General features: G+C 74.1%; 25 protein-coding genes. 8 read left to right on the top strand and 17 right to left on the bottom strand.

Features of this window, described 5'->3' with window-relative positions; translation table 11 throughout:
- Nucleotides 1-2: 2 nt before the first annotated feature.
- The 14 genes from BLW63_RS15420 to BLW63_RS15355 all read right to left on the bottom strand — a co-directional run bounded on the left by BLW63_RS15420 (nt 3) and on the right by BLW63_RS15355 (nt 14,308).
- Complete coding sequence (locus tag BLW63_RS15420) at nt 3-845, bottom strand: TcmI family type II polyketide cyclase (RefSeq protein WP_091158109.1); 843 nt, start codon at nt 843-845, stop codon at nt 3-5.
- A complete protein-coding gene (locus BLW63_RS15415) occupies nt 842-2,125 on the bottom strand; it encodes a cytochrome P450 family protein (protein ID WP_091158107.1) in 1,284 nt (427 codons plus the stop codon). Before BLW63_RS15415 ends, BLW63_RS15420 begins: the two co-directional genes overlap by 4 nt.
- 67 nt (nt 2,126-2,192) lie before the next feature.
- Entirely contained in the window at nt 2,193-4,997 is a 2,805-nt protein-coding gene (locus tag BLW63_RS15410) for an FAD-dependent monooxygenase (protein WP_244522601.1), read from the bottom strand.
- Between the two features lie 50 nt (nt 4,998-5,047).
- Nucleotides 5,048-5,395 carry an antibiotic biosynthesis monooxygenase family protein gene (locus tag BLW63_RS15405; protein WP_244522600.1) on the bottom strand — a complete coding sequence of 116 codons (348 nt, stop codon included), beginning with the start codon at nt 5,393-5,395 and terminating at the stop codon, nt 5,048-5,050.
- Nucleotides 5,392-6,633, bottom strand: a complete 1,242-nt coding sequence (locus tag BLW63_RS15400; RefSeq protein WP_091158102.1) for a beta-ketoacyl synthase N-terminal-like domain-containing protein — start codon at nt 6,631-6,633, stop codon at nt 5,392-5,394. The genes BLW63_RS15405 and BLW63_RS15400 overlap by 4 nt, the downstream gene beginning before the upstream one ends.
- Nucleotides 6,630-7,922: a beta-ketoacyl-[acyl-carrier-protein] synthase family protein gene (locus BLW63_RS15395; protein WP_091158100.1), complete on the bottom strand. Its 1,293-nt coding sequence runs from the start codon at nt 7,920-7,922 to the stop codon at nt 6,630-6,632. The genes BLW63_RS15400 and BLW63_RS15395 overlap by 4 nt, the downstream gene beginning before the upstream one ends.
- Nucleotides 7,919-8,344, bottom strand: coding sequence for a cupin domain-containing protein (locus BLW63_RS15390; RefSeq protein ID WP_091158097.1), 426 nt, complete (start codon nt 8,342-8,344; stop codon nt 7,919-7,921). The genes BLW63_RS15395 and BLW63_RS15390 overlap by 4 nt, the downstream gene beginning before the upstream one ends.
- The gene (locus BLW63_RS15385) at nt 8,341-9,303 is read right to left on the bottom strand and encodes an ACP S-malonyltransferase (RefSeq protein WP_091158094.1); all 963 of its coding nucleotides are present in this window, start codon (nt 9,301-9,303) and stop codon (nt 8,341-8,343) included. Before BLW63_RS15385 ends, BLW63_RS15390 begins: the two co-directional genes overlap by 4 nt.
- On the bottom strand, nt 9,300-9,809 hold the full coding sequence (locus BLW63_RS15380; protein ID WP_091158092.1) for an SRPBCC family protein: 510 nt from the start codon (nt 9,807-9,809) through the stop codon (nt 9,300-9,302). The genes BLW63_RS15385 and BLW63_RS15380 overlap by 4 nt, the downstream gene beginning before the upstream one ends.
- A 148-nt stretch (nt 9,810-9,957) precedes the next feature.
- Entirely contained in the window at nt 9,958-10,218 is a 261-nt protein-coding gene (locus BLW63_RS15375) for an acyl carrier protein (protein WP_211517126.1), read from the bottom strand.
- Nucleotides 10,182-11,699, bottom strand: a complete 1,518-nt coding sequence (locus tag BLW63_RS15370; protein WP_244522599.1) for an acetyl-CoA carboxylase biotin carboxylase subunit — start codon at nt 11,697-11,699, stop codon at nt 10,182-10,184. The genes BLW63_RS15375 and BLW63_RS15370 overlap by 37 nt, the downstream gene beginning before the upstream one ends.
- Nucleotides 11,696-12,244: an acetyl-CoA carboxylase biotin carboxyl carrier protein gene (accB, locus tag BLW63_RS15365; protein ID WP_244522598.1), complete on the bottom strand. Its 549-nt coding sequence runs from the start codon at nt 12,242-12,244 to the stop codon at nt 11,696-11,698. Before accB ends, BLW63_RS15370 begins: the two co-directional genes overlap by 4 nt.
- Nucleotides 12,241-13,953, bottom strand: coding sequence for an acetyl-CoA carboxylase carboxyltransferase subunit alpha (locus BLW63_RS15360; protein ID WP_091158089.1), 1,713 nt, complete (start codon nt 13,951-13,953; stop codon nt 12,241-12,243). The genes accB and BLW63_RS15360 overlap by 4 nt, the downstream gene beginning before the upstream one ends.
- A 28-nt stretch (nt 13,954-13,981) precedes the next feature.
- Entirely contained in the window at nt 13,982-14,308 is a 327-nt protein-coding gene (locus BLW63_RS15355) for a TcmI family type II polyketide cyclase (RefSeq protein WP_091158376.1), read from the bottom strand.
- A 377-nt stretch (nt 14,309-14,685) separates the two neighbouring features.
- On the opposite strand from BLW63_RS15355, the gene BLW63_RS15350 reads away from it, so the two are divergent.
- The 3 genes from BLW63_RS15350 (at nt 14,686) to BLW63_RS15340 (ending at nt 17,625) form a co-directional block, all read left to right on the top strand.
- The gene (locus tag BLW63_RS15350; RefSeq protein WP_091158086.1) at nt 14,686-15,411 is read left to right on the top strand and encodes a LuxR C-terminal-related transcriptional regulator; all 726 of its coding nucleotides are present in this window, start codon (nt 14,686-14,688) and stop codon (nt 15,409-15,411) included.
- A gap of 306 nt (nt 15,412-15,717) precedes the next feature.
- The gene (locus BLW63_RS15345) at nt 15,718-16,368 is read left to right on the top strand and encodes a LuxR C-terminal-related transcriptional regulator (RefSeq protein WP_244522597.1); all 651 of its coding nucleotides are present in this window, start codon (nt 15,718-15,720) and stop codon (nt 16,366-16,368) included.
- A gap of 168 nt (nt 16,369-16,536) precedes the next feature.
- A complete protein-coding gene (locus BLW63_RS15340; RefSeq protein WP_244522596.1) occupies nt 16,537-17,625 on the top strand; it encodes an alkene reductase in 1,089 nt (362 codons plus the stop codon).
- A gap of 71 nt (nt 17,626-17,696) precedes the next feature.
- Here the strand turns inward: BLW63_RS15340 and BLW63_RS28005 are convergent, their stop codons facing one another.
- Together BLW63_RS28005 and BLW63_RS15335 are read right to left on the bottom strand one after the other, a co-directional pair.
- Nucleotides 17,697-18,035: an EAL domain-containing protein gene (locus BLW63_RS28005; RefSeq protein WP_342028715.1), complete on the bottom strand. Its 339-nt coding sequence runs from the start codon at nt 18,033-18,035 to the stop codon at nt 17,697-17,699.
- Nucleotides 18,036-18,052: 17 nt separating this feature from the next.
- The gene (locus BLW63_RS15335) at nt 18,053-18,793 is read right to left on the bottom strand and encodes a GAF domain-containing protein (protein ID WP_244522595.1); all 741 of its coding nucleotides are present in this window, start codon (nt 18,791-18,793) and stop codon (nt 18,053-18,055) included.
- 246 nt (nt 18,794-19,039) lie between these two features.
- Between BLW63_RS15335 and BLW63_RS15330 the strand changes: the two genes are divergently transcribed.
- The 5 genes from BLW63_RS15330 to BLW63_RS15310 all read left to right on the top strand — a co-directional run bounded on the left by BLW63_RS15330 (nt 19,040) and on the right by BLW63_RS15310 (nt 24,224).
- Nucleotides 19,040-20,380, top strand: coding sequence for a hypothetical protein (locus tag BLW63_RS15330; RefSeq protein ID WP_091158081.1), 1,341 nt, complete (start codon nt 19,040-19,042; stop codon nt 20,378-20,380).
- Nucleotides 20,381-20,441: 61 nt separating this feature from the next.
- A complete protein-coding gene (locus BLW63_RS15325) occupies nt 20,442-21,563 on the top strand; it encodes a serine hydrolase domain-containing protein (RefSeq protein WP_091158078.1) in 1,122 nt (373 codons plus the stop codon).
- 19 nt (nt 21,564-21,582) lie between these two features.
- A complete protein-coding gene (locus tag BLW63_RS15320; protein ID WP_091158075.1) occupies nt 21,583-22,140 on the top strand; it encodes a hypothetical protein in 558 nt (185 codons plus the stop codon).
- Between the two features lie 9 nt (nt 22,141-22,149).
- Nucleotides 22,150-23,091, top strand: a complete 942-nt coding sequence (locus BLW63_RS15315; RefSeq protein ID WP_091158073.1) for an oxidoreductase — start codon at nt 22,150-22,152, stop codon at nt 23,089-23,091.
- 401 nt (nt 23,092-23,492) lie between these two features.
- Nucleotides 23,493-24,224, top strand: coding sequence for an SDR family NAD(P)-dependent oxidoreductase (locus BLW63_RS15310; RefSeq protein WP_091158071.1), 732 nt, complete (start codon nt 23,493-23,495; stop codon nt 24,222-24,224).
- Between the two features lie 90 nt (nt 24,225-24,314).
- Here BLW63_RS15310 and BLW63_RS15305 read toward each other — a convergent pair whose 3' ends face one another.
- Entirely contained in the window at nt 24,315-25,085 is a 771-nt protein-coding gene (locus tag BLW63_RS15305) for an SDR family NAD(P)-dependent oxidoreductase (protein WP_091158069.1), read from the bottom strand.
- Nucleotides 25,086-25,403 lie beyond the last annotated feature (318 nt).

Below are 25,403 nucleotides of genomic sequence, written 5' to 3'. Positions count from 1 at the left end.
CGTCAGGCCTCCGGCTTCCAGTCCGGAGCCGTCCAGCGGTGGAACACCCGGGCCACCGAGTCGCGCGGGCTCTGCCACGTCTCCGGGCGGTACGGGCTGACGTAGGGGGCGAGGTTCGCCATGACCTTCGCGAAGGCCGGCCGCATCGACTCGTGGTTCTCCCGCACGGCCGCGGCCTTGACCCGGTCCTGCTCGAGGAGGTGCACGAACACGTCCTCCATCGAGTACAGCCAACGGCCGGTGACGCCGGTCTCCGTCGGCAGCCCACCCGCGTCGGACTCGGCGAACACCCGGGCGATGTCCTCCTCGGTGCCCGGCTTCATCCGCTGGACGATGACGGTCATCTCCCGGTCGAGGGAGACCTCGCCCTCGGGCACCCACGTGTAGAAGTGCTTCGCCACCGAGTGCGACGGGTTCTGCCAGTAGCTCGGGTAGGGCGTCACGTAGGGGGCGATGGCCTCGGCGATCGCCTGGAACGCCGGCAGGCCGCGGCGCTGGCCGGAGACCTCCGGGTCCTCCTTGCGCTCGATGACGTGCAGGTAGAGGCCCTCGTACGAGAGCAGGACACGGCCGACGACGCCGAGGTCCTGCGGCCGGGTGGTCCGGTCGTAGTAGGCGAACACCGGCCCGACCTTGTCCTCGCTGCCGGGGACCATCCGGCAGACGATGACGTTGCGGAACGGGCGCCAGGTGCCCCCGTACCAGGTCGCAGGCGCCGAGGAGGTGTTCGCGAACTCGACGGTGTCGTTCGCCCAGGGCGGTTCCGTGGGGGTCGTCGAGGCGTCGGCCGCGGGGTCGGCCGAGGGAGTGGCCTCGGGGTTGGCCGAGGGTGTCGTCTGGGTCATCGGGGGCCTCCTTCGGTGGGAGTGGGGGTGAAGCGGAGCGGAAGCTCGAGCAGCCCTCGGAAGGCCGAGGCAGCCGGGAGCCACTGCAGGTCCTCGACGGGGACGTCGAGGCGCAGGTCGGGCAGGCGGACGAGGATCCGGCGCAGCGCCGTCGTCGCCTCCAGGCGGGCCAGGGCGGTGCCCAGGCAGTAGTGGACGCCGTGCCCGAAGGACATGTGCGGGGTGTCCCCGCGGGTGAGGTCGAGCGCGTCGGGGTCCTGGGTCAGCGCCGGGTCGTGGTTGGCGGAGCTGAGCACGATCGTGACGATCGAGCCCGCCGGGATGGGCACCCCGCCGATCTCCAGGTCCTCGGTCGCGAACCGGAAGCTCGACACCGGCACCGACCCGTCGAAGCGCAGCAGCTCCTCCACGGCGTCGGGCAGCAGGTCCGGGTCGGCCAGCAGCTTGGCCATCTCCTCGGGGTGGGTCAGCAGCGCGACCACGGCGTTGCCCAGGAAGTCCGAGGTGGTCTGGTAGCCGGCGAACAGCAGCAGGAAGCAGGTGCTGACCAGCTCCGCCTCCGACAGCCGGCCGTCGCCGTCGCGCGCGGCGATGAGCGCACTCACCAGGTCCTCGCCGGGCTCCTGGCGCTTGGCGGCGACCAGACCGGTGAAGTAGGCGTGCAGCCGCTCCTGGGCCTGCCCGATGGCGGCCCGGTCCTCCTGCGGGCTGCGCCCGCCGGTGCCGACGGTCCGGATGACCTGGGTGCCGGCCAGGATCTCCTCGTGGTCGGCCTCGGGGATGCCGAGCAGGTCGCCGATGACCGCCAGCGGCAGCCGGAGCGCGAACTCGTCGACGAACTCGGTCCGCCCGTGCGGCGCCATGCGGTCCAGGAGGCCCTCGACGATCTCCTCCACCCGCGGCCGCATCGCCTCGATCCGCCGCGGGGTGAACGCCTGGGTCACCAGCCGGCGCAGCCGGCTGTGCTCGGGCGGGTCGGAGTTCAGCATGTTGGTGTTGATCTGCCGCGCCTTCTCGCCGAACACCGCCAGGTAGGTGTCTCCGGCGCGGTACAGGTCCTTGGACAGCCGCGGGTCCGACAGCGCCTGCCGCGCGTCGTCGTAGCGGGTGACCAGGAACGAGTCGAAGCGCGGCGTCCGCACCTTCACCACCGGCCGCTCGGCGCGCAGCCGGGCGTAGACGGGGTAGGGGTCGGCGCGGAACTCCGGCGTGAAGATCTCCTGACCGGGGACGACGTCGTCCGGGGGTGCGGCAGACGCCGATGGTGCGGTCTGGGTCATGTCGTCTCCCTGAGGGGTGGGACGGTCTCGGGTGCGGTCCATCGGGAGCGGGCCGTGGCTGGGCCGGTCACTGCGCGAACACCCCCGCCAGGTGGTCGAGGAGGGCGTCCTCGTCCAGGGGGCGGCTGCGGAAGCCGACGTGGCCGTCGGGACGGACCAGGTAGGCGGCCGCCCCCGCGCCCGCGGTGCCGTAGGCGGCGGCGAAGGTGCCCTCGGCATCGCGGACGACGGGCAGGTCGACGAGGAGTGGCACCCGGGCGTCGGGCGCGGCGACGAGGTAGGCCCCCACCTCGCCGCGGGTCTGCTGCCGCACGGCGACGGCCAGCTTCTCCAGGTCCGACACCTGCTCCTCCGATGCGGTGGCGTCGGCCGACAGGAGCAGCGTGGAGCGGGTGCCGCGGGTCAGGTCGAACAGCCGCAGCGGGTGCGCGACGCCGAAGCGCCGCAGCCCGTGCACGTCCGGCGCACGATGCCCGGACTCCGGTCCGGCGGGGAAGCCGCCGGGGGCCGTCTCGCCGACCAGGGGGCTGCCGGCGTAGTTCATGGTCATCTGCATCTCGAGCAGGAACTGCGCCTTCTCGTCCGCCATGTCCATCTCGTCGGTGAACGCGATGGCCACGGCCCGGTCGACGATCATCTTCCCGGCGGGACGGCGCTCGGCCTCGTAGCTGTCCAGCAGTCCGGGCGCGGCCAGCCCGCGGACGGCGAGGGCGAGCTTCCAGCCGAGGTTCCAGGCGTCCTGGATGCCGGTGTTCATCCCCTGCCCGCCGGCCGGCGGGTGCAGGTGCGCGGCGTCCCCGGCGACGAAGACCCGCCCCTCGCGGTAGCGGTCGACGATGCCGTGCTTGATCCGGAAGATCGATGACCAGCGCAGGTTGCTCGCCGTCGTCCCGGGGGGACCGAGGTCGTCGATCGCGGCCTGCATGTCGGCCAGCGTCGGCGGCTCGTACTCCTGCCAGAACCCGGGCGGGACGACGCCGGAGCCCACTGCGTCCTGCCACCGCTGGGGGGCCAGGGTCGCGATCCGGTAGCGGTTGCGGCCCTTGAGCGGAACGCAGACGAGCATCCCGGTGAAGTCGTCCTCGTTCTCGATGCGCACGAAGCGCACCAGGTGCCCCGCCGGCAGGTCCCAGTCGACGTCGACGTCCCCGAGCATGAACAGCTGCGGGAACATCGACAGCCCACCCTCGAAGGCCAGCCCGAGCCCGGAGCGGACGGCGCTGTGCGCTCCGTCGCAGCCGACCAGGTACTGCGCCCGGGTGGTCTCGACCTCGCCGGAGACGTGCCGCAGCTGCGCGGTGACGCCCTCGTCGTCCTGGCTGAAGCCGACCAGCTCGACCCCGCGCTCGACGACCACGCCCAGGGAGGCCAGCTTGGCTCCGAGGATGCGCTCGGTGTCGTACTGCGGCAGCCCCAGGTGGGCGTAGGGCAGCTCGTCGAGGCCGGCCCAGTCGACCTGGTGGGTCTGCACGCCGTTGACGAACACCGTCTGGCCGTACAGCCAGATCCCGGCGTCCATCGCCTCGGTGACGATGCCCTGGTCCTCCCAGATCTCCATCGTCCGGCAATGGATGCCGATCGCCTTGTCCGCCTGCGTCGACGCCTGGGGGCGCTTGTCCACGACGCGGACGGCGATGCCCCGGCGGGCCAGCTCGATGGCGTGGGTCAGGCCCGCCGGTCCGGCGCCGACGACGAGCACCTCGACGGCCCGGCCGGGGGTGTGCGAGACCTCCCCGAGGTCGGCCGGCAGCAGCGCCGCGGCGGGTGCGTGCCCGTCGTCCGGCTTCTCCACGAACTCCTGCACGCTGGCGCTGGGCACCGTGCTGGGCGCGGCCGCCCGTACCGGCGGCCCGGCCACCAGCTCCAGGTCCGGCTCCGGCGCCACGGGCACGCCGACGTCCACGGCGGCCGGCTGCTGCGCGGGCCCGGGCGTCGCCTCCGCGGCCGAGGGCGTCGCCGGTCGGGCGCGCAGCGCGAAGACCCTGCGGTCCTCGCCCCTGGCCAGCCACCGGCCCAGCGGTCCGGTGGTCCAGTTGCCCGGCTCCGCCGCCCAGTCGGTGAAGCGCTGCTCGGAGTCCCACTCGGCGACGACGTGGTAGCGCCGCCCGTCGGCCTCGCGCAGCAGCTCCTCGCGGGCGTGGCCGGGGGCGCTGCGGGCGAGCTGCGCGGCGGCGAGGTAGGCGAGTTCGAAGGCCTCCTGTTCCCAGGGCTCGACGGCGACGGCGGTGTCGACGCGCACCCGCTCCACCTCGACGTCCCCGCCCGGCGAGTCCAGCGGGGTGAAGTCCGTGTCCGTGTCCGGTCGCTGGCGGATCTCCAGCACCTCGCGCCGGAACTCCACCGAGTGCCACCGGGCCAGCGGTGCGCCGGCGTCCATGTGCGAGGGGTCCTCCACCCACTGCACGAAGTCGTCCTCGGACTCCCACTCCGCGAAGATGTGGTAGCGCAGGCCGAACTCGTCGCGCAGCAGCTCCTCGCGCACGTACCCGCGGGAGTCCCCGATCCGCTGGGTGACCGTGGTGTACGCCCGCTCGAAGGCGACCTGCTCGCCCGGCTTGACGCTGGTGGAGAAGTCGATGCGCACCGGCCGGGGCCGCTCGGCCGCCACCGTCGCCAGCACGGTGAAGGTCGAGCGGGTGGCGTCCTCGCGCAGGTCGCGCAGCGCCTCGGTGAGCGTCTCCCGGGCGGCACTGCGTCCGAAGGCGTCCACCGACGCCCGGTCGGTCCAGTCGCTGACGATGCCGAACCAGCGCGGGTCGCCCTCGTCGCGCATGAGCTCCTGGCGCAGGTTGCCCGGCACCCGGGCGATCTCCGCGGCGGCCCGGTGCCAGGCGGCCTCGAACTCGGCCTCGCAGCCCTCCCGCGCGCGCATCCGCAGGAGGGTCCGCACGGCCGCCCTGCCGCCGTCCGCCGGCGCCGCCGTCATGCGCGGACCTCCACCGACCGCCCTGCGCCGGGGACGACGGCCAGCACCTCGTAGGTGTTGCGGGCGGCGTCCTCGCGCAGGTCGCGCAGTGCCTCGGTGAGCGTCTCGCGGGCGCTGCTGCGCCCGAACCCGTCCACCGCGGCGCGGTCGGTCCAGTCGCTGGTGATGAGGAAGGTGCGGGGGTCCTCGACGTCGCGCACCAGCTCCTGGCGCAGGTTGCCCGGCACCCGGGCGATCTCCGCCGCCGCCCGCCGCCAGGCCGCCTCGAACGCCGCCTCGCAGCCCTCGCGCGTCCGCATCCGCAGCATCGTCCGGACGCCGGGGAGCTCCTCGCCGGCGCTCACGTCCGCGCCTCCCCCGGCGTGCGGCGCAGCACGAGGGCGCTGTTGAAGCCGCCGGCGCCGCGGGCCAGGACGACCACGGTCGACACGTCCTGCACCCGGGTGTCCCGCACCAGGTCGACGCCGGGTGCCTCGATCGGCTGCTCGAGGAACGCCGTCCCCGGGACGATGCCGTCCCGGGCGGCGAGCAGCGCGGTGGCGACGGCGAGCGCCGATCCCCCGGCCATCAGCCGGCCGGTCCACGACGACGGCGCGGTGACCGGCACCGGCGTCCGCCGGTCGCCGAATACGGCGCCGATCGCCTGCAGCTCGAGCGCGTCGAGCTCCGGCGTCCCGGCCCCGTCGGCGACGACGAGGTCGACCTCGTCGGGCGACACGCGGGCGTCGGCGAGGGCCAGCCGGATCGCCCGGGCGTACTGGGTGGCGTCGGGTGCCGGGTCCTCGTGGTGGTGGGCGTCGTGCGTGGCGCCGTAGCCGGCGACCTCGCCCCACACCTTCTCCGCCCCGCGGGCCCGGGCGGCGCCGGGCTCCTCGAGCAGCAGGATGGCGCCGCCCTCGCCGACGACGTGCCCGTTGGCCCGCCGGTCGAAGGGCAGGTACGCCTCCTCGGGGCGGGTGGCGGTCGAGAGCCGGCCGCTGGTCGCCTGGCACAGCAGGGCGTACGGGCACAGGCCGGCCTCGGTGCCGCCGACGAGCACCGCCGGGGTGCCGCGACGCGCGACGCGGCGCGCCCACCCGATGCTGTCCAGGCCGCCCGCGCCCTCGCTCACGACGACGCCGGAGGGGCCCTTGTAGCCGTCGCGGATGGAGATCTGGCCGGTGCTGGCCGCGTAGAACCAGGCGATGGACTGGTAGGCGCCCACCGAGCGCGGGCCCTTGGCCCACAGCCCCTGGATCTCGTGCTGGCTGAACTCGTTGCCGCCCGACCCCGACGCGAGGAACACCGAGGTGGCGTAGACGTCCTCGGGCTGCTCGTAGCGGGCGTCGGCCGCTGCCAGGGTGGCCGCGGCCAGCGACATCCAGGTCCAGCGATCGGTCTGCACCTTCAGTTGCGTCGCGACGTGCTCGTCGACGTCGAAGTCGCGGACCTGGCCGGCCAGCGAGATGCCGTAGGACGTGGGGTCGAAGCCCTCGATCGGCCTGATCGCCGGCTCGCCGCGCAGCATCGCCTCCCAGTGCGCCTCGACGCCGATGCCGGTCGGGGCGACCACCCCGATCCCGGTGACCAGCAGGCCGGTCATTCGGTCCTCCTCGAGGGGGCGGCCAGCACGATGGCCGACTGGAAGCCGCCGAACCCGCTGCCGACCGAGACCGCGACGTCGACCTTCTGCTCGCGGGCGACCTTCGGCACGTAGTCCAGGTCGCACTCGGGGTCGGGCACCTCGTAGTTGGCGGTGGGCGGCAGGACGCCGCGCTGCACGGCCAGCGCCGTCGCGGCGACCTCGATCGAGCCGATCGCGCCCAGGGAGTGGCCGACCATCGACTTGATCGAGCTCATCGCCACGCGGTCGGCCGCCGATCCGAGGCTCTTGTGCACCGCCGCGGTCTCGTGCCGGTCGTTCTGCTTGGTCCCGGAGCCGTGCGCGTTGACGTAGCCGACCTCGCTGGGGTCGATGCGGCCCTGGTCGAGCGCCTGGCCGACGGCCTCGGCCATCTCGGTGCCGTCGGGCTTGAGGCCGGTCATGTGGAAGGCGTTGCACCGGCTGGCGTAGCCGGTGACCTCGCAGTACACCTCCGCGCCGCGCCGCCGGGCGTGCTCGAGCTCCTCCAGGATGAGCACGGCGGCGCCCTCACCCATGACGAAGCCGTTGCGGCGGGCGTCGAAGGGCTTCGACGCGTGCTCGGGGTCGGCGTTGTTGTCCGTCGTGGCCCGGATGGTGTCGAAGCAGGCCATCGAGATCGGCGAGATGGGGGCGTCGCTGGCCCCCGCGACCACGACGTCGGCGTCGCCGTCCTCGATCAGCTGGCTGCCGTAGCCGATCGAGTCGATGCCCGAGGTGCAGCCGGTGGAGACCACCGTGGCCGGGCCGTGGGCGCCGAAGCGGACGGCCAGCTCGGTGGCACCGCAGCTGGGCACGAGGGCGTGGGCGAGGAAGCGGGAGGCGTAGCGGGGGTCGACCAGCCAGTGCCGGCCGGCGTCGCTGACCGACACGTACTCCTGCTCCAGCCGCATGGTGGCCCCGACGGCGCTGCCCAGCGTGACCCCGACCCGGTCGGGGTCCGGGGCGTCGGGCGAGTCCGACCCGATGGGCAGGCCGCTGTCGGCCACGGCCTCGTCGGCGGCCACCATCGCCATCTGCACGAACCGGTCGTTGCGGTGCACCTCCTGGGCGGTGAGCCCGAGGAGCCGGCCGTCGAAGTCGACCTCGGCGGCGACCTGGGACCGGAACCGGCTCGCGTCGAAGAAGGTGATCCGGCGTGTCGCGGTCCGTCCGGCGGTGATCATGTCCCAGAAGCCCTCGCGGCCCATCGACCCGGGCGCGACCACCCCGATCCCGGTGACGACGACCCGCCGCCCGTCGGCGCTCATCGCACGCCCGGCGGGAGCTCGGTGTCCACGTGCCCCAGCTCCGGGCGCGGGGCCAGCGGGCCGCACATGAAGACGAAGAACGCGGTGGTCGAGGAGTCGTTGACGATGCGGTGCCGCACCCCGATCGGGATGTGGACGGCGGACTCGGGGGTCAGCCGGCGCTCCTCGCCGTCCAGGGTGACCAGGACGTCGCCGCTGTGGCAGTAGAGGTACTCCTCCGAGTACGGGTGCCAGTGCTCGGTGACGATCTCGCCGGGCTCCAGGGTGAGGGTGCCCATGAAGCCGGCCGTCGCGCCGACGCTGGCCGGCGAGAGCAGGACGCGGATGTCCCCGCCGCGGCGGCGGTTGGGGGGCGTGTCGGCGCGGTGGACGGTCGGCCCGCAGCGCGTCGGCGTGGCCGGCGCGTGCTGGATGGTGGTCATGTCTCTCCTCGGGTCGGGACGGGCACCGCGGGGGCGGGCTGGAGCGGGTCGGGGGGGAGCGGTGTCCCGGGCCCGGAGGCCAGGTGCACCGGGAGGTGCGGGTGGACCTGGCGGACCAGCGGCCCCAGGACGGGGACGGCGGCCACCTCGACCACCGAGGTGGCGCCGGCCTCGACCAGCGCGCGCGAGGTCGCCTCCCACTGCACCGGCGAGGTCAGGTGGGCACGCAGGCAGCGCGCCAGCTGCTCGGGGTCGCGGGTCGGCCGGCCGTCGGCGTTGGGGACGACGGGCACCTCGGGCTCGGACCACTCGAGGTCGGCCAGGGCGGCGGTGAGGTGCCGGGCGACCGGCGCCACCAGGGGGCCGTGGCAGGCGTTGCGCCCCGGGAGCCGGACGAGGTCCAGCCCGGCGGCGAGCACGGCCTCCCGCGCCCGGTCGATGGCCCCACAGTCGCCGGCCAGCAGGACCTGCGCCGGACCGTCGACCGCGGCGACGGTCAGCGCCCGGGTGGTGCCGACCTCGGCGACGACCGCGCGGGCGACCTCGCCGGCACCGGGCCCGACGACCGCGGCCATGCCCGCACAGGACGGGCGCGGCGACAGCGACAGCAGCTCGGCCCGCCAGTGGACGAACTCGACGACCTGGTCGAGCGGCAGGGCGCCGGCGGCCACCAGGGCGGCGTACTCACCCACCCCGTGCCCGGCGACGACGACCGGCCGCAGCCCGCGCGCGGTCAGGCTCCGGTAGCCGGCGACCCCGTTGACCACGACCTCGACGTGCGCGGCGGTGGTGTCGCAGCACAGGTTGAGCGGGTCGCGCCACCAGGAGGCCACGTCGCGCCCGACCACCGCGGTGGCCTCGTCGACCACCGCGCGGGCCGCCTCGTCGTCGAGCCAGGCGTCGATGGCCCCGGCGCGGACGCCGGCCTCGCCCGCGAGGACGACGGCGGGACCGGTCACCTCTCTGGCTCCTCGGTCGGGGCAGGGGCCGCCGCCTCCACCTTCTCCTTGATGACGGCCATCTGGACCTTGCTGTTCGCGTCGATCCGCCGCGTCATGCCCTCGGTGTCGATCGGGGCCTCCGGACGCATCCGGAAGTCCTGCACCCACCGCATCCGGGTGCCGGACCCCTCCGGGGCGTAGCTCCAGTAGATGTCCATGAACTCGAAGGGCCCCGGCTCGACCCGCCGGGCGCGGACCTCGTGGGTCGCCGGGTCGAGCGTGCGCTCGGAGACCCAGCTCCAGACGCGTCCGCTCTCGTCCGGGTGCATCTTGAGCCGGAACCGGAACCACGTCTCCGTCTCGGCCAGGATCTCCACCTCGCTGTACTCGGTGAACAGGTCCGGCCACGACGGCAGGTCGTTGGTCATCGCCCAGACGTGGTCGATGGGGGCGTCGATGAGGATCGAGTTGTCCGTGTGCCCCGCGGTGGCGGTGGCGGTGCCCGGCTCGACGCTGCTGCTCATGGGAGCTCCTCGGGGTGTCGGTAGATGGAACGGCGGTGGGCCCCGTCCAGAGGCTCGCCACGAGCTCGCGAGCGGTGCGGAGGACGGGCGGCCCCGCTGCAGGGGCCCGCCGCGAGCCTGCGAGTGGCGGGGGCAGCGGGGTCCTTTCTCAGGCCATGCCGGCCGAGGACTGGGCCGCGTTGACCGTGTCGACGATCTCGCCGAGCGTGTAGCGGTCCGGGCTGTCGTCGGGCATCTCGGTGCCGAAGCGGTCCTGCAGCTCGGTCTGCAGGTTCAGGAAGGCCAGCGAGTCCAGGCCGATGTCGCAGAAGCGCGCGTCGGGGTCGGTGGTGTGCGACGACGGGGGCAGCCCGGACTTCTCGGTGAGCAGGGTCATGAGGTCGCTGAGAGTGAAGGTCGTGTCGGGCACGGTGTCGGTCCTTCCGGTGGGGTGGCGGGGTCCGGCTGCGCGTCTGCGGCCGGCTGGACGAGGGAGAGGGCGCCGCGGGAGGCGGGGAGCCCGGGGGTGGGGGAGTCGGCGAGCGCGGCCGCGCGGGCCAGCACGTCGGGCAGCTGCCGGTCGAGGAACTGGATGTCGTGGCGGTCGGCGGTGACGTCGGGGTCCCGCAGCAGGGCCCGGTGCAGCGCGACGGTGGTGTGCACGCCGGGGCCCTCCACCCGTAGCTCGGCCAGCGCGCGGTCCATCCGGCGGATCGCCTGCTCCCGGTCGGGGGCCCAGACGACGAGCTTGCCCAGCAGCGAGTCGTAGTCCGGGCTGACCGTGTCGCCCTGCCGGTAGCCGGTGTCGAACCGGGTCCACGGCCCGTCGGGCACCTGCAGCACGTCGAGCCGGCCGGGGGCGGGGGCGAAGCCGCGCGCCGGGTCCTCGGCGTTGATCCGGCACTCGATGGCCGCACCGCGGGGCACGACGTCGGACTGGTGCAGCTGCAGCCGCCGGCCGGCCGAGACGAGGATCTGCTCGCGCACCAGGTCGATGCCGGTGAGCAGCTCGGTCACCGGGTGCTCGACCTGGATCCGGGCGTTCATCTCCATGAAGTAGGCCGACCCGGACTCGTCGACCAGGAACTCCATGGTGCCGGCGCCGGTGTAGCCCACCGAGAGGGCGCCGTGCACCGCCAGCCGGCCGAGCTCCGCGCGCTGCTCGGGGCTGAGGTGGCCGGCCGGGCCCTCCTCGAGCAGCTTCTGGTGGCGCCGCTGCAGCGAGCAGTCCCGCTCGCCGAGGGAGACGCCGTTGCCGTAGGTGTCGCAGAGGATCTGCACCTCCACGTGCCGCGCGCGGGCGAGGTGGCGCTCCATGTAGACGGCGGGGTCCCGGAACACCGCGCGGGCGGTGGCCCGGGTGGCGGTGAACGCGTCGGGCAGGTCCGCGGGGTCGCCGACGACGGTCATGCCCCGCCCGCCGCCACCCGCGGCCGCCTTGATGATCAGCGGGTAGCCGATCCGCTCGGCGACCTCCCGCGCCTCGTCGACGCTGCCGACCGGCTCCACGACGCCCGGCAGCAGCGGCAGGCCGGCCTCGGCCATGAGCCGGCGCGCGGTGGCCTTGTTGCCCATCTGCTGCATCACGGCCGGCGGCGGGCCGACGAAGGTCAGCCCCTCCGCGGCGCAGATCTCGGCGAAGTCAGGGTCCTCGGAGAGGAAGCCGTAGCCGGGGTGGATCGCGTCGGCGCCGGTGCGCAGGGCCGCCTCCACGATGTTGGCCACGTGCAGGTAACTGCGCCGGGGCGCGGCCGGCCCGATGTGCACCGCCTCGTCGGCCAGGTCCACGACGGCGGAGTTGCGGTCGGAGGTCGAGTAGACGGCGACGACCTCGATGCCGAGCTCCCGGCAGGCCCGGGTGACCCGGACGGCGATCTCGCCGCGGTTGGCGACGAGCAGCCGGCCGATCACCGGGACCGTCCCGGGGGCCGCAGCCGCATGAGCACCTGGTCGTACTCGACCGACTCGGCGTCGCCCACCAGGATCTCGGCGATCACGCCGGCCTCGTCGACGACGATCGGGTTCATCAGCTTCATCGCCTCGACGATCCCGACGGTCTGGCCCGCCTCGACCTCGTCGCCGACGCGGACGAACGGGTCGGCCCCGGGCGACGGCGCCGTGTAGAAGGTGCCGACGAGGGGCGAACGGACCGACCCCGCCACCTCCGGAGCGGCCGCCGCCGGGTCGGGCCCGGCGGCCGGGCGGACGTCGCGGTCGCCGGGGGCCGCGGACACCGGGGACGGCGCCGCGGCGGGCGCGGCCGCGGGAGCCGGTGCGGCCCACTCGACCTCGATGGCGCGGTCGCCGTCGCGGACACTGAGCCGGCGCAGCTCACCGGGCAGGGCGCGGGCCAGCGCCACGACGTCGTCGCGCAGGTCGGGAGCCTCGTCGTCCGGGCGGGGGGCGGGCGTCGTCGCGATCGTCCGCGGGGGGAACTCGCTGGCTGACACGGTCATCCCTCCACCGGCTGCAGGGGGCGCTCGTCCCTGCCGATGCGCTCGAGCCGCCGGGACCGGGTGTCCAGCAGCGTGGCCACGTCGAGGCGGCAGATCTCGTCGAGCTCGCGGATGAGCGCCCGGCGGAGCAGCCGGGCCGCCGCGGCGGGGTCGGTGTGGGCGCCGCCGGGGGGCTCGGGCACCACCGAGGTGGCGATGCCCGACGACCGGAGGTGGGCCGCACCCAGCCGCATGGCGCGGGCGGCGGTCGGTGCGGCCACCGCCGTCCGCCAGAGGATGGCGGCGCACCCCTCGGGGCTGATCACCGACAGGTAGGCGTTCTGCAGGACCAGCAGCCGGTCGGACGTGCACAGCGCGAGCGCGCCGCCGCTGCCGCCCTCCCCGGTGACCACGGACACGACGGGCACCCGGAGCCGGCTGCTGCGCATGATGATCTCGGCGATCGCGTGCGACTGGCCGCGCTCCTCGGCCTCGGGTCCGGGGTGCGCCCCGGGTGTGTCGACGAGGGTCACGACCGGGAGTCCAAAGGCCTCGGCGTGGTCGAGCAGCCGCTGCGCCTTGCGGTAGCCCTCCGGGTGGGGCATCCCGAAGTTGCGGGCGACCCGCTCGCGGACCGTGTGGCCCTTCTCCTGGCCGATGACGACGACCGTCCGGCCGCCGATGGCGGCGATCCCGCCGACCACCGCGGGGTCGTCGGCGAAGGCCCGGTCGCCGTGCAGCTCGACGAAGTCGTCGAACGCGGTGCGCAGGTAGTCCAGGGTGGTGGGCCGCTCCACGACCCGCGCCCGCTGGACGACGTCCCACGGGTCGTCGTCCACGCCGTCGTCGGCCGGCAGTTCGTAGTCCCCGGCGTCGTCGTCCGGCTCCCCGGGCAGGATGCCGGGCCCGTGCAGCGCGAGCAGGCGGGCGAGCAGCGGCCGCAGGTCGGCCCGGTTCTCCACCCGGTCGACCAGTCCGTGCGCGAGGAGGAACTCGGCGGTCTGGAAGTCGGCGGGCAGCTCGGCGCGGATGGTCTCCTGCACCACGCGCGGCCCGGCGAAGCCGATGTGCGCGCCGCGCTCGCCGACCAGGACCGACGCGAGGGTCGCGAAGGAGGCCGACACCCCGCCGTAGGTGGGGTCGGTCAGCACGCACACCGAGAACAGCCCGGCCTCGCGGTGCCGGCCGAACGCCTCGCTGACGCGGGCCATCTGGAACAGCGAGAAGACGCCCTCCTGCATCCGGGCGCCCCCGCTGGCGCACACGGTGACCAGGGGCAGACCGCGCTCGAGGGCCAGCTCGGCCGCGCCGCTCACCCGGCGGCCGACCTCGACGCCCATGCTGCCGCCGAGGAAGGCGAAGTCCATGACCGCGACGACGGTCTCGCACCCGCCGATGCGGGCCACGCCGACCACGACGGCCTCCGACTCGCCCGAGCGACGCGCGGCGTCGGCCAGCCGGTCGGGGTAGTCCCGCAGGTCGGTGAAGGACAGCGGGTCGGGCGCGCCCAACTGGAACGCCACCTCCGAGAAGCTGCCCGGGTCGGTGAGCAGCACGATCCGGGCGCGCGCGCTGAGCCGGAGGTGGTGGTCGCACTCCGGGCAGACGTGCAGGTTGCGGTCGAGCCGTTTGCGGTAGAGCAGCCACCCGCAGTCGGGGCAGCTGACCCACCCCACCTGGTCCGCTGCGGCCGCGACGGACGCGGTGGCAGTCGGCGCGGAACGTGTCATGTCGGCCTCCCAGTCCCCCCGTGCGGTCTCACTCGGCGGAAGACGTCCAGTGGTAGAAGCGCCGAGCCATCGCGTCCTGCGGTGAGCGCCAGTTCGGGTCGTAGGCCTCGATGAACGGCCGGAGCTCGTCGCTGACGGCGCGGAAGGACGGCAGCGACTGCGCGATGCGCATCGCCTCCGACGCGGGCCGGTCGAAGTCGATGAGGTGCACGTAGAGCTCGTGGAACTGGTACAGGGACCGGGACCGCACGCCGATCTCGTGGGGCATCGAGGTGGCGTCGGAACGGCCGAAGATGTCAGCGACCTTGTCGGCGTCGGCCGGCGCCATCTTCGCGATGATCATCGTTTGGTGCACGGGGTCTCCCAGCGTCGCGGCGGCCCGCAGCGGGGCTCGGGACGACGACATTAGGGACGCGGCAGGGGCTGGCACATCGGCCGCAGGTCCAGTTCAGCGGCACACCCGGAGGAGGGGAGGCGCACCCGGCCGGCACGCCCCGAGGAGCAGGGAGGGCGTCCGGACGTCGAGGGGTCCCCCTCCGGCCGGAGGAGGGTCGTCCACCCCGACGGTGTACGACCCCCCGGCCGGAGGAGCCGGGGCCCTACCCGGGTATGAACTCGCCGCAGGATCGGGCCTCTCCCGCAGATCCCTGTGGCGACCTGCGCGAATGCGGCCTAGCTTCCGGAGGCTGGGGGTCGCCCCGCGGGGCCGGACGGGGAGCGGAGTTGAGGTGCATGGCCGAACCGGACGACGCTGTGCCCCCCTCCGCGGTGTCCGGCACCGAGCGGCCGGTCCGGGTGCTCATCTGCGACGACCACGAGGTCACCCGGCACGGTCTGCGGGCGGTGCTCCGCCGCATCCCCGGCCTCAGCGTCGTCGCGGAGGCGGCCTCCGTCGGCGAGGCGCTGCCGCTGGCCGCCACCGCCCGCCCCGACGTCACCTTGATGGGTATCGACGGTCAGGGGGCGGCCCTCCCGGGCGTGGTGCGCGAGATGACCGGGACGGGAACGCGCGTCCTGCTGCTCGGTGAGTCCGGCGCCGTGAGCGACCTGCTGGAGGTCCTGCGGGCGGGGGCTCGTGGCTACGTGCACGCGGCCGTCAGCTCGCAGCGCCTCATCGAGTGCGTGCGCGCGGTGGCCCGCGGGGAGACCGTCCTCGACGCCGACGTCACCGGCGAGCTGCTGCACCGGCTCGACGACGTGGTGCGCTCCGAGGACGGGGAGCCCCGCGGCCACGGTCCGCTGACCGCCCGGCAGCAGGGGGTGGCCGAGCTCGTGGCCCAGGGCCTGACCAACGCGGAGATCGCCGACCGCCTGCAGCTGAGCCGCGCCACCGTCAAGGGCCACATCACGGTGGCGCTGCGCCGGCTGGGGCTGCGGGACCGGACCCAGCTCGCCATCCACGTGCACCGGAACCCGCAGTTCGGCGACGGTCGGGGGGTGTTCCCCGCCGGTTGCTGAGGCGGGGTGCGGGAGCTTGGGGCAGGATCCTGTGAAAGCGCTGTGAACCCTCTGGACACAACCTGCCACTCCGCCACTAGAGTCACTCCAGTCCGGAGGAAACGGGCACGTGTCGAGAAGGCCGGCTCGCGGGGCGACAGCTCTGTCGATCCGGGCACAGGGGGCGACATGGACAAGCACGATGTCGGATCGGCACCGGGGCGCCCGGGCGACCCACGACTCCACCCTGCGGGCTCGGTACCCGCTCCGCGGTGCGGCGGGCCGGTCCCCGCCCGACCGCACACCACCCGGCCGCCGACGAGCCTGGTGTGCGTCCTGCTCTGCGAGGACCGCGAGGTGTTCCGCACCGGGCTGCGCGTCGTCCTGGAGGCCGAGCCGGACATGGCCGTCGTCGCCGAGACCGCCCACCTGCCCGAGGCCCTCGAGGCGACCGGGGACCAGGAGGCCGTGGTGGTCGTCGTCCGGCAGGGTCTGGTCGCCGGTGACGCGCTGCCGCTGCTGCGCACCCTGTGCCGGCGGAACACGTCGGTCCTCGTGCTCGCCGAGCCGGAGACGGAGTCCGATCACGAGCTGGTCGAGATCCTGCGGGCCGGCGTCCGCGGCTACCTGCCCCGGCGCTCGGGCGCGCAGCGGCTGGTCGACGGCGTGCGGGCGCTGGCCCGGCACGAGTCCGCACTCGACCCGGCGGCCACCAACCACCTGGTGCACCACCTGACCACCGGTCAGCAGCCGCCGTCGGCCCCGACGCTGCGGCCGCTCGACCGGCTGACCGACCGGCAGCGCGAGGTCGCCGAGCTGGTGGCCCAGGGGCTCAGCAACGAGGAGATCGCCGGCCGGCTGTTCCTCAGCCTGGCCACGGTCAAGAGCCACCTGACGACGTCGATGCGCCGCCTCGGCATCCGCTCGCGGACCGAGCTGGCCATCCTCGTCACCCGGGAGAGCTCACCGGCCGCCTGAAGGAACACCGGCACTGGCCACTGTCGCTCTGTTCCTGACGCCTCCGCGCGGCTGCAACGGCGCGGGAGCAGGTGGAACAGCGCGACAGTGGAGGGGGCTCGGCGCACCCGAGCGTCACTGTGAGCGGCGTGACGCTCGCGGCCCGGAATGGTCGCCGTCATCCCGGCGATGGACACAGGCGTGGACCTGTTCTCCCCTGTGACCCTGGGCGACATTGAGATCGCCAACCGTGTCGTCATGGCCCCGCTGACCCGGATGCGCTCCGGCGCCAGCGGCGTCCCCGGAGACCTCGTCGTCGAGCACTACCGCCAGCGCGCGGGGCTCGGGCTGGTCATCACCGAGGGGACCTACCCCGACCACGAGGGGCAGGCCTTCGTCGGCCAGCCCGGCATCGTGACCGACGATCAGGTCGAGGGCTGGCGCCGCGTCGCCGAGGCCGTGCACGCGCGCGGCGGCAAGGTCGTGTTGCAGGTGATGCACGGCGGCCGGGTGACCCACCCCGACGTCAACGGCGGACGCCGCGTCGTGGCCCCGAGCGCCATCGCGATCGACGGCGAGGGCCACACCGAGCGGGGCAAGCAGCCCTACCCGGTGCCGCACGCGCTGACCGTCGAGGAGGCGCGCCAGACCTTGCAGGACTTCGTCTCCGCTTCCACGCGCGCCATCGACGCCGGCCTGGACGGCGTGGAGATCCACGGCGCCAACGGCTACCTGCTGCACGAGTTCCTCTCCCCGGCGTCCAACCAGCGCACCGACGAGTACGGCGGCTCCCCGGAGAACCGGGCGCGCTTCGTCGTCCAGGTCGTGCGGGCGGTGGCCGCGGCCGTCGGCGCCGGCAGGGTCGGCCTGCGGATCTCGCCCGAGCACGACATCCAGGACGCCTACGAGACCGACCGGGACGACGTCCGCGCCACCTACGGCGCGCTCATCGACCAGCTCCGCCCGCTGGGCCTGGCCTACCTGTCGGTGCTGCACGCCGAGCCGGCCGGTGACCTCGTGCAGGAGCTGCGCGAGCGCTTGGGCGGGCCCCTGGTCGCCAACAGCGGCTTCGGCTCGATCACCACGCGCGAGGAGGCGGTGCGGCTGATCGAGGCCGCGCACGCCGACGCCGTGGCCGTGGGCCGGGCCGCCATCGCCAACCCCGACCTGGTCGAGCGCTGGAGGGGCGAGCACCCGGAGAACGAGCCCAAGGCGCACCTGTTCTACGCCAGCGGTGCCGAGGGGTACACCGACTACCCGACGCTCAAGGCCGGCTGAGGAGGGACCCCCTCCTCCCCACCCCTCGCAGGCGCGCGGCGGTGCCTGGAGGGGGCCGCTCTGCTGCGTCGTCAGGCGGTGAGCGGTGCGGGGGCCAGCACGGTGCCGGTCCCCACCAGGACGGCGGCGGGCGCCGGGGGCGCGAACTCGACCAGCGACTGGGCCAGCCGGGCCAGCATCGGGTCGGAGTCGACGCCGCTGACGATGCTGCGGTCCATCTTGATCACGTCCGGGTCGGCCATGACGATGTGCCGCAGGCTGGAGAAGCCGGCGCCGACGTCGTCGATGGCCAGCCGCATCCCCCGGCGGCGGAGCGGGGCCAGGGTCCCCTCGAGGGCGGGGTAGTCGTCGACCTGGTCGTGCTCGGAGAGCTCCAGCACGACCCGGTCGAGCGGCAGGGTCGCGAGCAGCTCGCCGCACTGCGGTGTCAGCAGGGTCTGCGCCGAGACGTTGAGCGAGACGTAGCCGTCGACGTCGCCGAGGGTCCCGGCGCCGCAGGCGAGGGCGAGCAGCTCCAGCCGGTGGCCCGCGCCGATGCGGTGTGCCTCGCCGAAGACGACGTCGGGGCTGCGCCCCACGCGGCCGGGAACCGGCTGAGCGCCTCGGCGCCGACCCGCGCCCCGGTGCACAGGCTGACGATGGGCTGCAGGACGACGACGGGACCGCCGGCGTCGATCACCGGGTCGATGCGGTGGTGGATCTCGGCGTGCTCCTGCTCGGTCCGCAGCTGCGGCTCGATGACCAGGGCCGCGGCGTCGGCGAGGACCTCCATCAGCGCCAGGTCGCGGGGGGAGACCTCGGGGTCGCCGACCAGGCCGTAGGCGCAGAAGGTGCCGTAGACGGTGCCGTCGCTGAGGACGACGGGGACGCTGACGTGGCCGCGGATCTGCGGCAGGTCGGCCGGGTGCAGGGCCATCGCCTCGGGCACGCGCCGGACGTCGGGCATGACCCGGGGGAGCCGGCCCTCGAGGACGGCGAGGCAGAAGCCGCTGTCCCGCGGGCCGCTGTAGCCGTCGGCCGGGGCGGCCAGCAGCGTGTCGACGACCTGCATCGTCCGCGCCCGCTCGTCCACGCGGCTGAGGAACGCCACGCTGAGGTCCAGCTTGCGGCGCGCGGTGCGCAGCAGCCGGGCGATCTGCGCCTCGGCCTCCGACCTCCTGCGTTGCACGCACCCCTCCAGCGGACGCCCGCGTCCTCGTGATCGGCATCCTGCACCCGAGGCGGTACCACCTCGGTCGGGACCGATCCGTTCCTCACCCAGGGTAGGTGGAGGACCGCGCACCGCCATCTTGTCCGGCTGCTCGTCCGACGCGCCGAGGCCGGGCACGACTCGCCGGGACCGAGTGTCGCGGCGCGCGGCCCGCGGGGACAGTGACAAGGGTCACCACTCGCTCGTCGACCTCCGGAGGTCGGAATGTCACGGTCCAGGTCGGTCCCCGAGCTCGCCACACGGGTCGGTGTCGCCGCCGCCATCGCGCTGTCCTCCTCGGCGCTGTGGGCGGTGTCGTCGACGGTCTCGCGGGCCGCGGTGGGCGCGGACGTCCCGGACTGCTACGCCGAGGACGCGGTGCTCACGGTGGAGGAGCAGCGCATCGGCCAGCCCCTGGTCGAGGGCGGCGAGTCGGCCGCGGCCCAGTTCCTCCGGGCCGCCGGCTTCGAGGCGGCGGTGGCGCAGTTCGCCACCGACCTGTGCGCGGCGCCGGACCTGGCCGCGGCCGAGGAGCTCGTCGTCCGCTCCGGCGAGGCGCTGTGGGAGCTGGCGCTGGCCCGGGCCCAGGGGGAGCGGGACACCGGCACGATCGACCGGTACGACGACCGGCCGCTGTACTGGGCCCGGCTGCACATGACGCGTGCGGTGCGCCAGTGGGAGGCGCCGGTCGAGGTGAGCGTCGTCCAGCGCAACGCGCTCGTCCACCTGCTCGACCACGCGTCCCGGGGGCTCACCACCATCGAGTGGCCGGAGGCCCCGGCCGACGCGACCCGCGTGATGATCAGCGGCTTCGACACCTACAGCCTCGACCAGAGCCTGCGCAACTCCAACCCCTCCGGGGCCACCGCCCTGCAGCTGGACGGCCGCACGCTCGAGACCGACGCGGGCCCGGTCGTCGTCCAGTCGGTCGTGTTCCCCGTCAACTGGACCGACTTCGACGAGGGCATCGTCGAGGACGCGTTCGGCCAGGTCCTGAGGCCGGACGAGGACCGCGCCGACCTCATCATGACCATCAGTCAGACGAGCCGGGGGCGGATGGACGTCGAGCAGTGGGCCGCCAACGCCCGCGGTGGCTCCCCGGACAACAACCGCAACACGCTCTTCGGGCCCATCTCCCGGCCGTCGCACTGGCCGCAGCCGGCCGACTCCCCGGAGTGGATCGAGACGACCCTGCCGTACGAGGCGATGATCGCCGCCGGGACCGGCCCCTGGCCGGTCGTGCTCAACGACGGGATCTGCGAGTGGCCCGCAGGGACCTTCCCGGCCCCGTCGGCGGTGCGCTGCCAGGACGACCCGTCCGAGGGCTCCCGGGCGGCGTCCGGACCGGGCGGCAACTACCTCTCCAACGAGAGCATGTACCGCTCCAACCGGCTGCGGATCGGCATGCAGGCGGAGGACGTCCCCGGCGGCCACCTGCACATCTCGGCGCTTGTGTACCCGGAGGACCCGGCGGTGCTGACCGGTCCCGAGTTCGAGGCCGACCGCCGGGCCGTCGTCGACCAGACGGTCGGGCTCGTGGCAGCGGCCGGCGCCGCCGCTCCCTGAGCGGGCCGTGATGTGATCGTCGCGGCGCGACACTGCGGTCGCGCCGCGACGAGGAGGCTCCATGGCCGAGGTGCACGGCAGGTGTGACGACCGCTTCACCGGGGTGCGGGAGGCGCTCGAGCGCGCGCTCGACGCCGACGAGCTGGGGGCGTCGGTCGCCGTCGACCTCGACGGGGAGACCGTCGTCGACCTGTGGGGCGGGTACCGCGACCTCGACCGGACCACCCCGTGGACCGAGGACACGATCGTCAACGGCTGGTCGACGACGAAGACGGTGCTCGCGCTGGCCGCGCTGCTCCTGGTCGATCGCGGGGACCTCGACGTCCACGCGCCGGTCGCCGACTACTGGCCGGAGTTCGCGGCCAAGGGCAAGAAGGACGTCGAGGTGCGGCACCTGCTGTCGCACACGTCGGGCGTCTCGGGCTGGGAGCGGCCGTTCTCGATCCGGGACATGTACGACTGGGAGAGCGCGACCGAGCGGCTGGCCGCGCAGGCGCCGTGGTGGGAACCGGGGACGGCGTCGGGCTACCACGCGAACAACCAGGGGCACCTGGTCGGTGAGCTGATCCGGCGGATCACCGGGCGCACCTTCAAGCAGTTCGTGGCCGACCAGATCGCCCGGCCGCTGGGCGCGGACCTCCAGATCGGCGCACGGGAGTCGGACTGGGAGCGCATCGCGCCCGTCGTCCCTCCGCCGCGGCCGGAGGAGGACCCCCGGGAGCAGGACCCGGGGTCGGTGATGGTGAGGACCTACACCGCCCCGGTCGCCTCGGCGAAGGCGGCGAACTCGCCGGAGTGGCGCCGGGCGGACCTCGGCGCGCTGAACGGGCACACGAACGCGCGCGGCCTGGTGCGGGCCATGCGGGTGCTGTCCCTCGGCGGCGGCGACCTGCTGTCACCGACGACGATCGACCTCGTCTTCGACCAGCAGTCCGACGGCGTGGACCTGGTGCTCGAGGCGCCGTTCCGCTTCGGCATCGGCTACTGCCTCGGCTCGCCGCTGATCCCCTACGTGCCCGAGGGGCGGACCATCTTCTGGGGCGGCTGGGGCGGGTCGATGATCGTGATGGACCTCGACCGCCGGCTGACCATCGGCTACCTGATGAACCGCATGGCACCGGGGATCCTGGGGTCGGACCGCAGCGAGGCCTACATCCGGGCGGTGTACGCCGCGCTCGGCTGAGGTTCGGGGGGAGTGCGGCATGGACCTCGACGACGTCGTCCCGGTGGCCGACCACGTGACCCGGCAGTCGCGGGTGATCGACGCGCCACCGTCCGTGGTGTGGGAGGAGCTGCACCGGCTGCGGCTCTCGTCGCTGCCGGTCACCCTGCTGTTCAGCGCGGTACGCGCGCTGCCGGTGCTGCTGGCCGGCCGGGGACGCCGCCGCCGCGGGCTCGACCGGACCTTCCTGGACGTGGTGCCGATCCCGGAGCTGGCCTCCGACCCGCCCTCGCACGTCGTGTTCGGCGGCGTGCTGCAGGCCTGGCGGCTGACCGGTGGCCGGCGACCGCCCGAGCTGGACGCGGCCGGGGTGCGGGAGTGGTCGGAGCCGGGCTGGGTGAAGGTCGGCATGGAGTTCCGGCTGACGCGGACCATCGGTGGCACGCGGCTGAGCTGCGAGACGCGGGTGGCCGCCACCGATGCGGGGACGCGGCGGCGCTTCGGCCTCTACTGGCTCGCCGTCCGGCCGGGCAGCTCGGCCATCCGGTGGGAGCTGCTCACCGCGGTCGCCATGCGGGCAGAGGCACGCGGCGGGTAGGACTCGTGCATGGCCTGGACCGAGCGCGACGTCCCCGACCTGACCGGGCGGACGGCGGTGGTGACCGGCTCGAACGGTGGCCTGGGTCTGCAGACGGCGCTGGTCCTGGCGGGTGGGGGTGCGCACGTGGTGATGGCTGCCCGGGACCTTGCGAAGACGGCGGCTGCCGAGGAGCGGGTCCGGGTGAGCCACCCCGCGGCATCGCTCGAGGTGGTGTCGCTGGACCTCGGCGACCTGTCGTCGGTGGCGGCTGCCGCGCGGTCCGTGCTGGCCCGGCACGAGCAGCTGGACCTGCTCGTGGACAACGCCGGGGTGATGGCGATGCCGCGGCGGACGACGGCCGACGGGTTCGAGGTGCAGTTCGGCGTCAACCACCTGGGGCACTGGGCGCTCACCGCGCACCTGCTGCCGGCGCTCCTGCGGGCACCGGCGGCGCGGGTGGTGACGGTGACGAGCACGGCGCGGCACCGGGCCGGGCGGCTGGACCCGGCGGACGTCCACCTCGAACGGGGTTACGGGGCGTGGTCGGCGTACGCGCGGTCGAAGATGGCCAACCTGCACTTCGGGCTGGGGCTGCAGCAGCGGTTCGCCCGCGCCGGTGTCCGCGCGTCGAGCCTGGTGGCGCACCCGGGGTTGACGAACACCGACCTGCAGGCGCGCGCGGTGCGGGAGGGCGGCGCCGGCCGGGTGGGGGCGTTCTTCGAGGTGCTGACCGCGCGGTCGGGGATGTCTCCGTTCGAGGGGGCCCGGCCGCAGCTCCGGGCCGCAACGGACCCGCGGGCGCGGGGCGGACAGCTGTACGCGCCGCGGTACGGCTCGCACGGACCAGCGGTGCGCCGGCCGATCCTGCGGCGGTGGGGCCTGCAGGAGCAGATCGACGTCCTGTGGCAGGTCTCCGAGCGCGAGACCGGCATCCCGTTGGACGTCGCCTCGGCGGGTTCCCTCCCGTGATCGCTCGATGAGTTCCACACGTGCCGGCAGGCACGATGGGCGACGTCGACGTGCCGGCTCCTCAGCGGGACCGGTGCGCAGTGAGCTCCGTCGGGCTCCCGCTGCTCGGAGCTCGATCGGGCAGCGTCGCCGTAGGCGAGCGCCCGTGACACGTCGGGGACACGAGAGCTCACGGGGTGTCAGGACAGGCAAGGGGCGTTGCGCGCCGGGATCATCGGGATGGCCTGCAGCCACCGCGCACGCCGCTTCTGGGGCAGCCTGCAGGCTGCGGCTGGTGGGTGGCCCTGGGGCCGGCGTGTCGCAGCGGCTCGACGGAGCGCTGCTGGCGGCTTTCCGGCGGTGGCGGCGCCGCCGTGAGCCGCGACGGACAGGTAGGCCGGGCCCCGAACTGGGGAGGGGACATGAACGGGCTGCTCGAGAGCAAGAAGGCGCTGGTGACGGGTGGATCGCGCGGCATCGGTCGGGAGATCGTGCTGGAGTACGCCCGGGCCGGCGCGAGTGTCGTGACCTGTGGTCGGCACTCGAGCGAGGCGCTGACGTCGCTGTCGCGCGAGCTGAAGGACGTCGGTGGGCAGCACCGCGTGCTCATCGCGGACGTGACGCACGCCGAGGAGGTCGACCACCTGGTCGACGAGTGTCGCGCGACGCTCGGCGGGCTCGACATCCTGGTGCACAACGCGGGCGTCAACAGTCGTGTGCCGTTCCCCGAGCTCCTCCTCGAGGAGTGGCAGCGGATCATGGACACCAACCTCGGTGCCGCGTACACGGTCACCCAGAGGGCGCTGCCGCTGTTGTCCGCCGGGGGCAGCGTCGTGTTCGTCGGCTCGCGGGTGGCCACGGTCGGCCTGCCGATGGGCGCGCACTACACGGCGTCGAAGGCCGGGCTGGTCGGTCTGGCCCGGTCGCTGGCCAAGGAGCTCGGACCGCGCGGGCTGCGGGTGAACGTGTTGGCTCCCGGGCCGATGGAGTCCGACGCGCCGATGCCGCCGGAGGCGCGCCAGAGGTTCGAGCACGGGGTCGCCCTCCGTCGGCTCGGGCGGGCCTCTGACGTGGCGGGTGTCGCCATCTTCCTCGCCAGCGACCTCGCGGCGTTCGTCAGCGGCGAGACCATCAACGTGGACGGAGGCGTCTGACCGCCAGCGAGGCCAGGCGTCTCGTGTCGGCTGCGGGTGCGGCTCCGTCTCCACACGCGCCGATGAGCGGACCCACCGCCGGCACGTCGTTCAGAAGACGGCCGCGGTCCCACCGTCGACGGGCAGGTTGACGCCGGTGATGTAGGAGGCGTCGTCACTGGCGAGGAAGAGGGCAGCCCGGGCGATGTCCTGGGGCTCGCCGAAGCGGCGCAGCGGGATCCGGGCCTTCTCCAGGTCGAAGGGGCTGCCCGGCTTGGAGAGCAGGTGCTCCGTGGCCGGAGTGCGGGTCAGCGAGGAGCTGATCGTGTTGACCCGGATGCCGAAGCGACCGCCCTCGACGGCGAGCTGGTAGGTCAGTCCCAGGATCCCTCCCTTGCTCGCCGCGTGGGCGCTCTGCGGCATGGACCACGATCCGCGGGTGCCCGCGATGGAGCCGACGTTCACGATCGCTCCGCCGCCGCGCGCCCGCAGGTGCGGCCAGACGGCCCGGATCGTGTAGAAGACCAGGGTCAGCTCGTTGCGCATCGTGAACAGCCAGCCCTCTGCGGGCAGCTCGTCCACGGGTCCGAAGCGGAGTGCCGACGGGTTGTTGAACAGCACGTCGACACCGCCGTGCTCGTCGGCCACGGAGTCGACCCACGCTGTTGCGGCCTCGTCGTCCCCGAGGTCCACACCGACCGCGGCGGTCATCCGTCCCCCGGCGGCACGTACCGACTCCACCGTCTCCTGAGCGGCCGCGTCCTGCTGGTCGCAGCCGACGACCGTGGCGCCCTCGGCGGCGAACAGCAGGGCCGTGGTGCGGCCGACCGCCCCCCCGACACCGGTGATGATCGTGATCTTGCCGTCCAGGCGACCGGGCATCGGTCTCTCCTCGTGTTCGGCGCCGGAGCATCGACACAGCCCCGGCCACTGTGACAACGGTCCTCGGACGGCGGCAAGGACCACCGACGTGACCGCCGTCCCGGGCAGATCGACCGGTGGGTGGCGGTGGGACGAGCCCGAACGGGTTCCCTCCGGCTCCTGCACCCGTGCCAGCCGGCCCCTCCTCCGGAGCGGGACCGAGGGCGAGGACCTCCCCTGCGCCGTCCCTCAGAAGCCGTCGACGGGCGGTCGCCAGGTCATCCACGACGAAGCACACGTGCCCGTCGCCCGGGCGGCTGCGGCCCGGATCGGCACCGA

This window comes from Geodermatophilus africanus, from assembly GCF_900107105.1.
Classification (GTDB): domain Bacteria; phylum Actinomycetota; class Actinomycetes; order Mycobacteriales; family Geodermatophilaceae; genus Geodermatophilus; species Geodermatophilus africanus.
The sequence above is the reverse complement of the archived record's forward strand: the minus strand, read 5'-3'. Positions and strand labels throughout refer to the sequence as shown.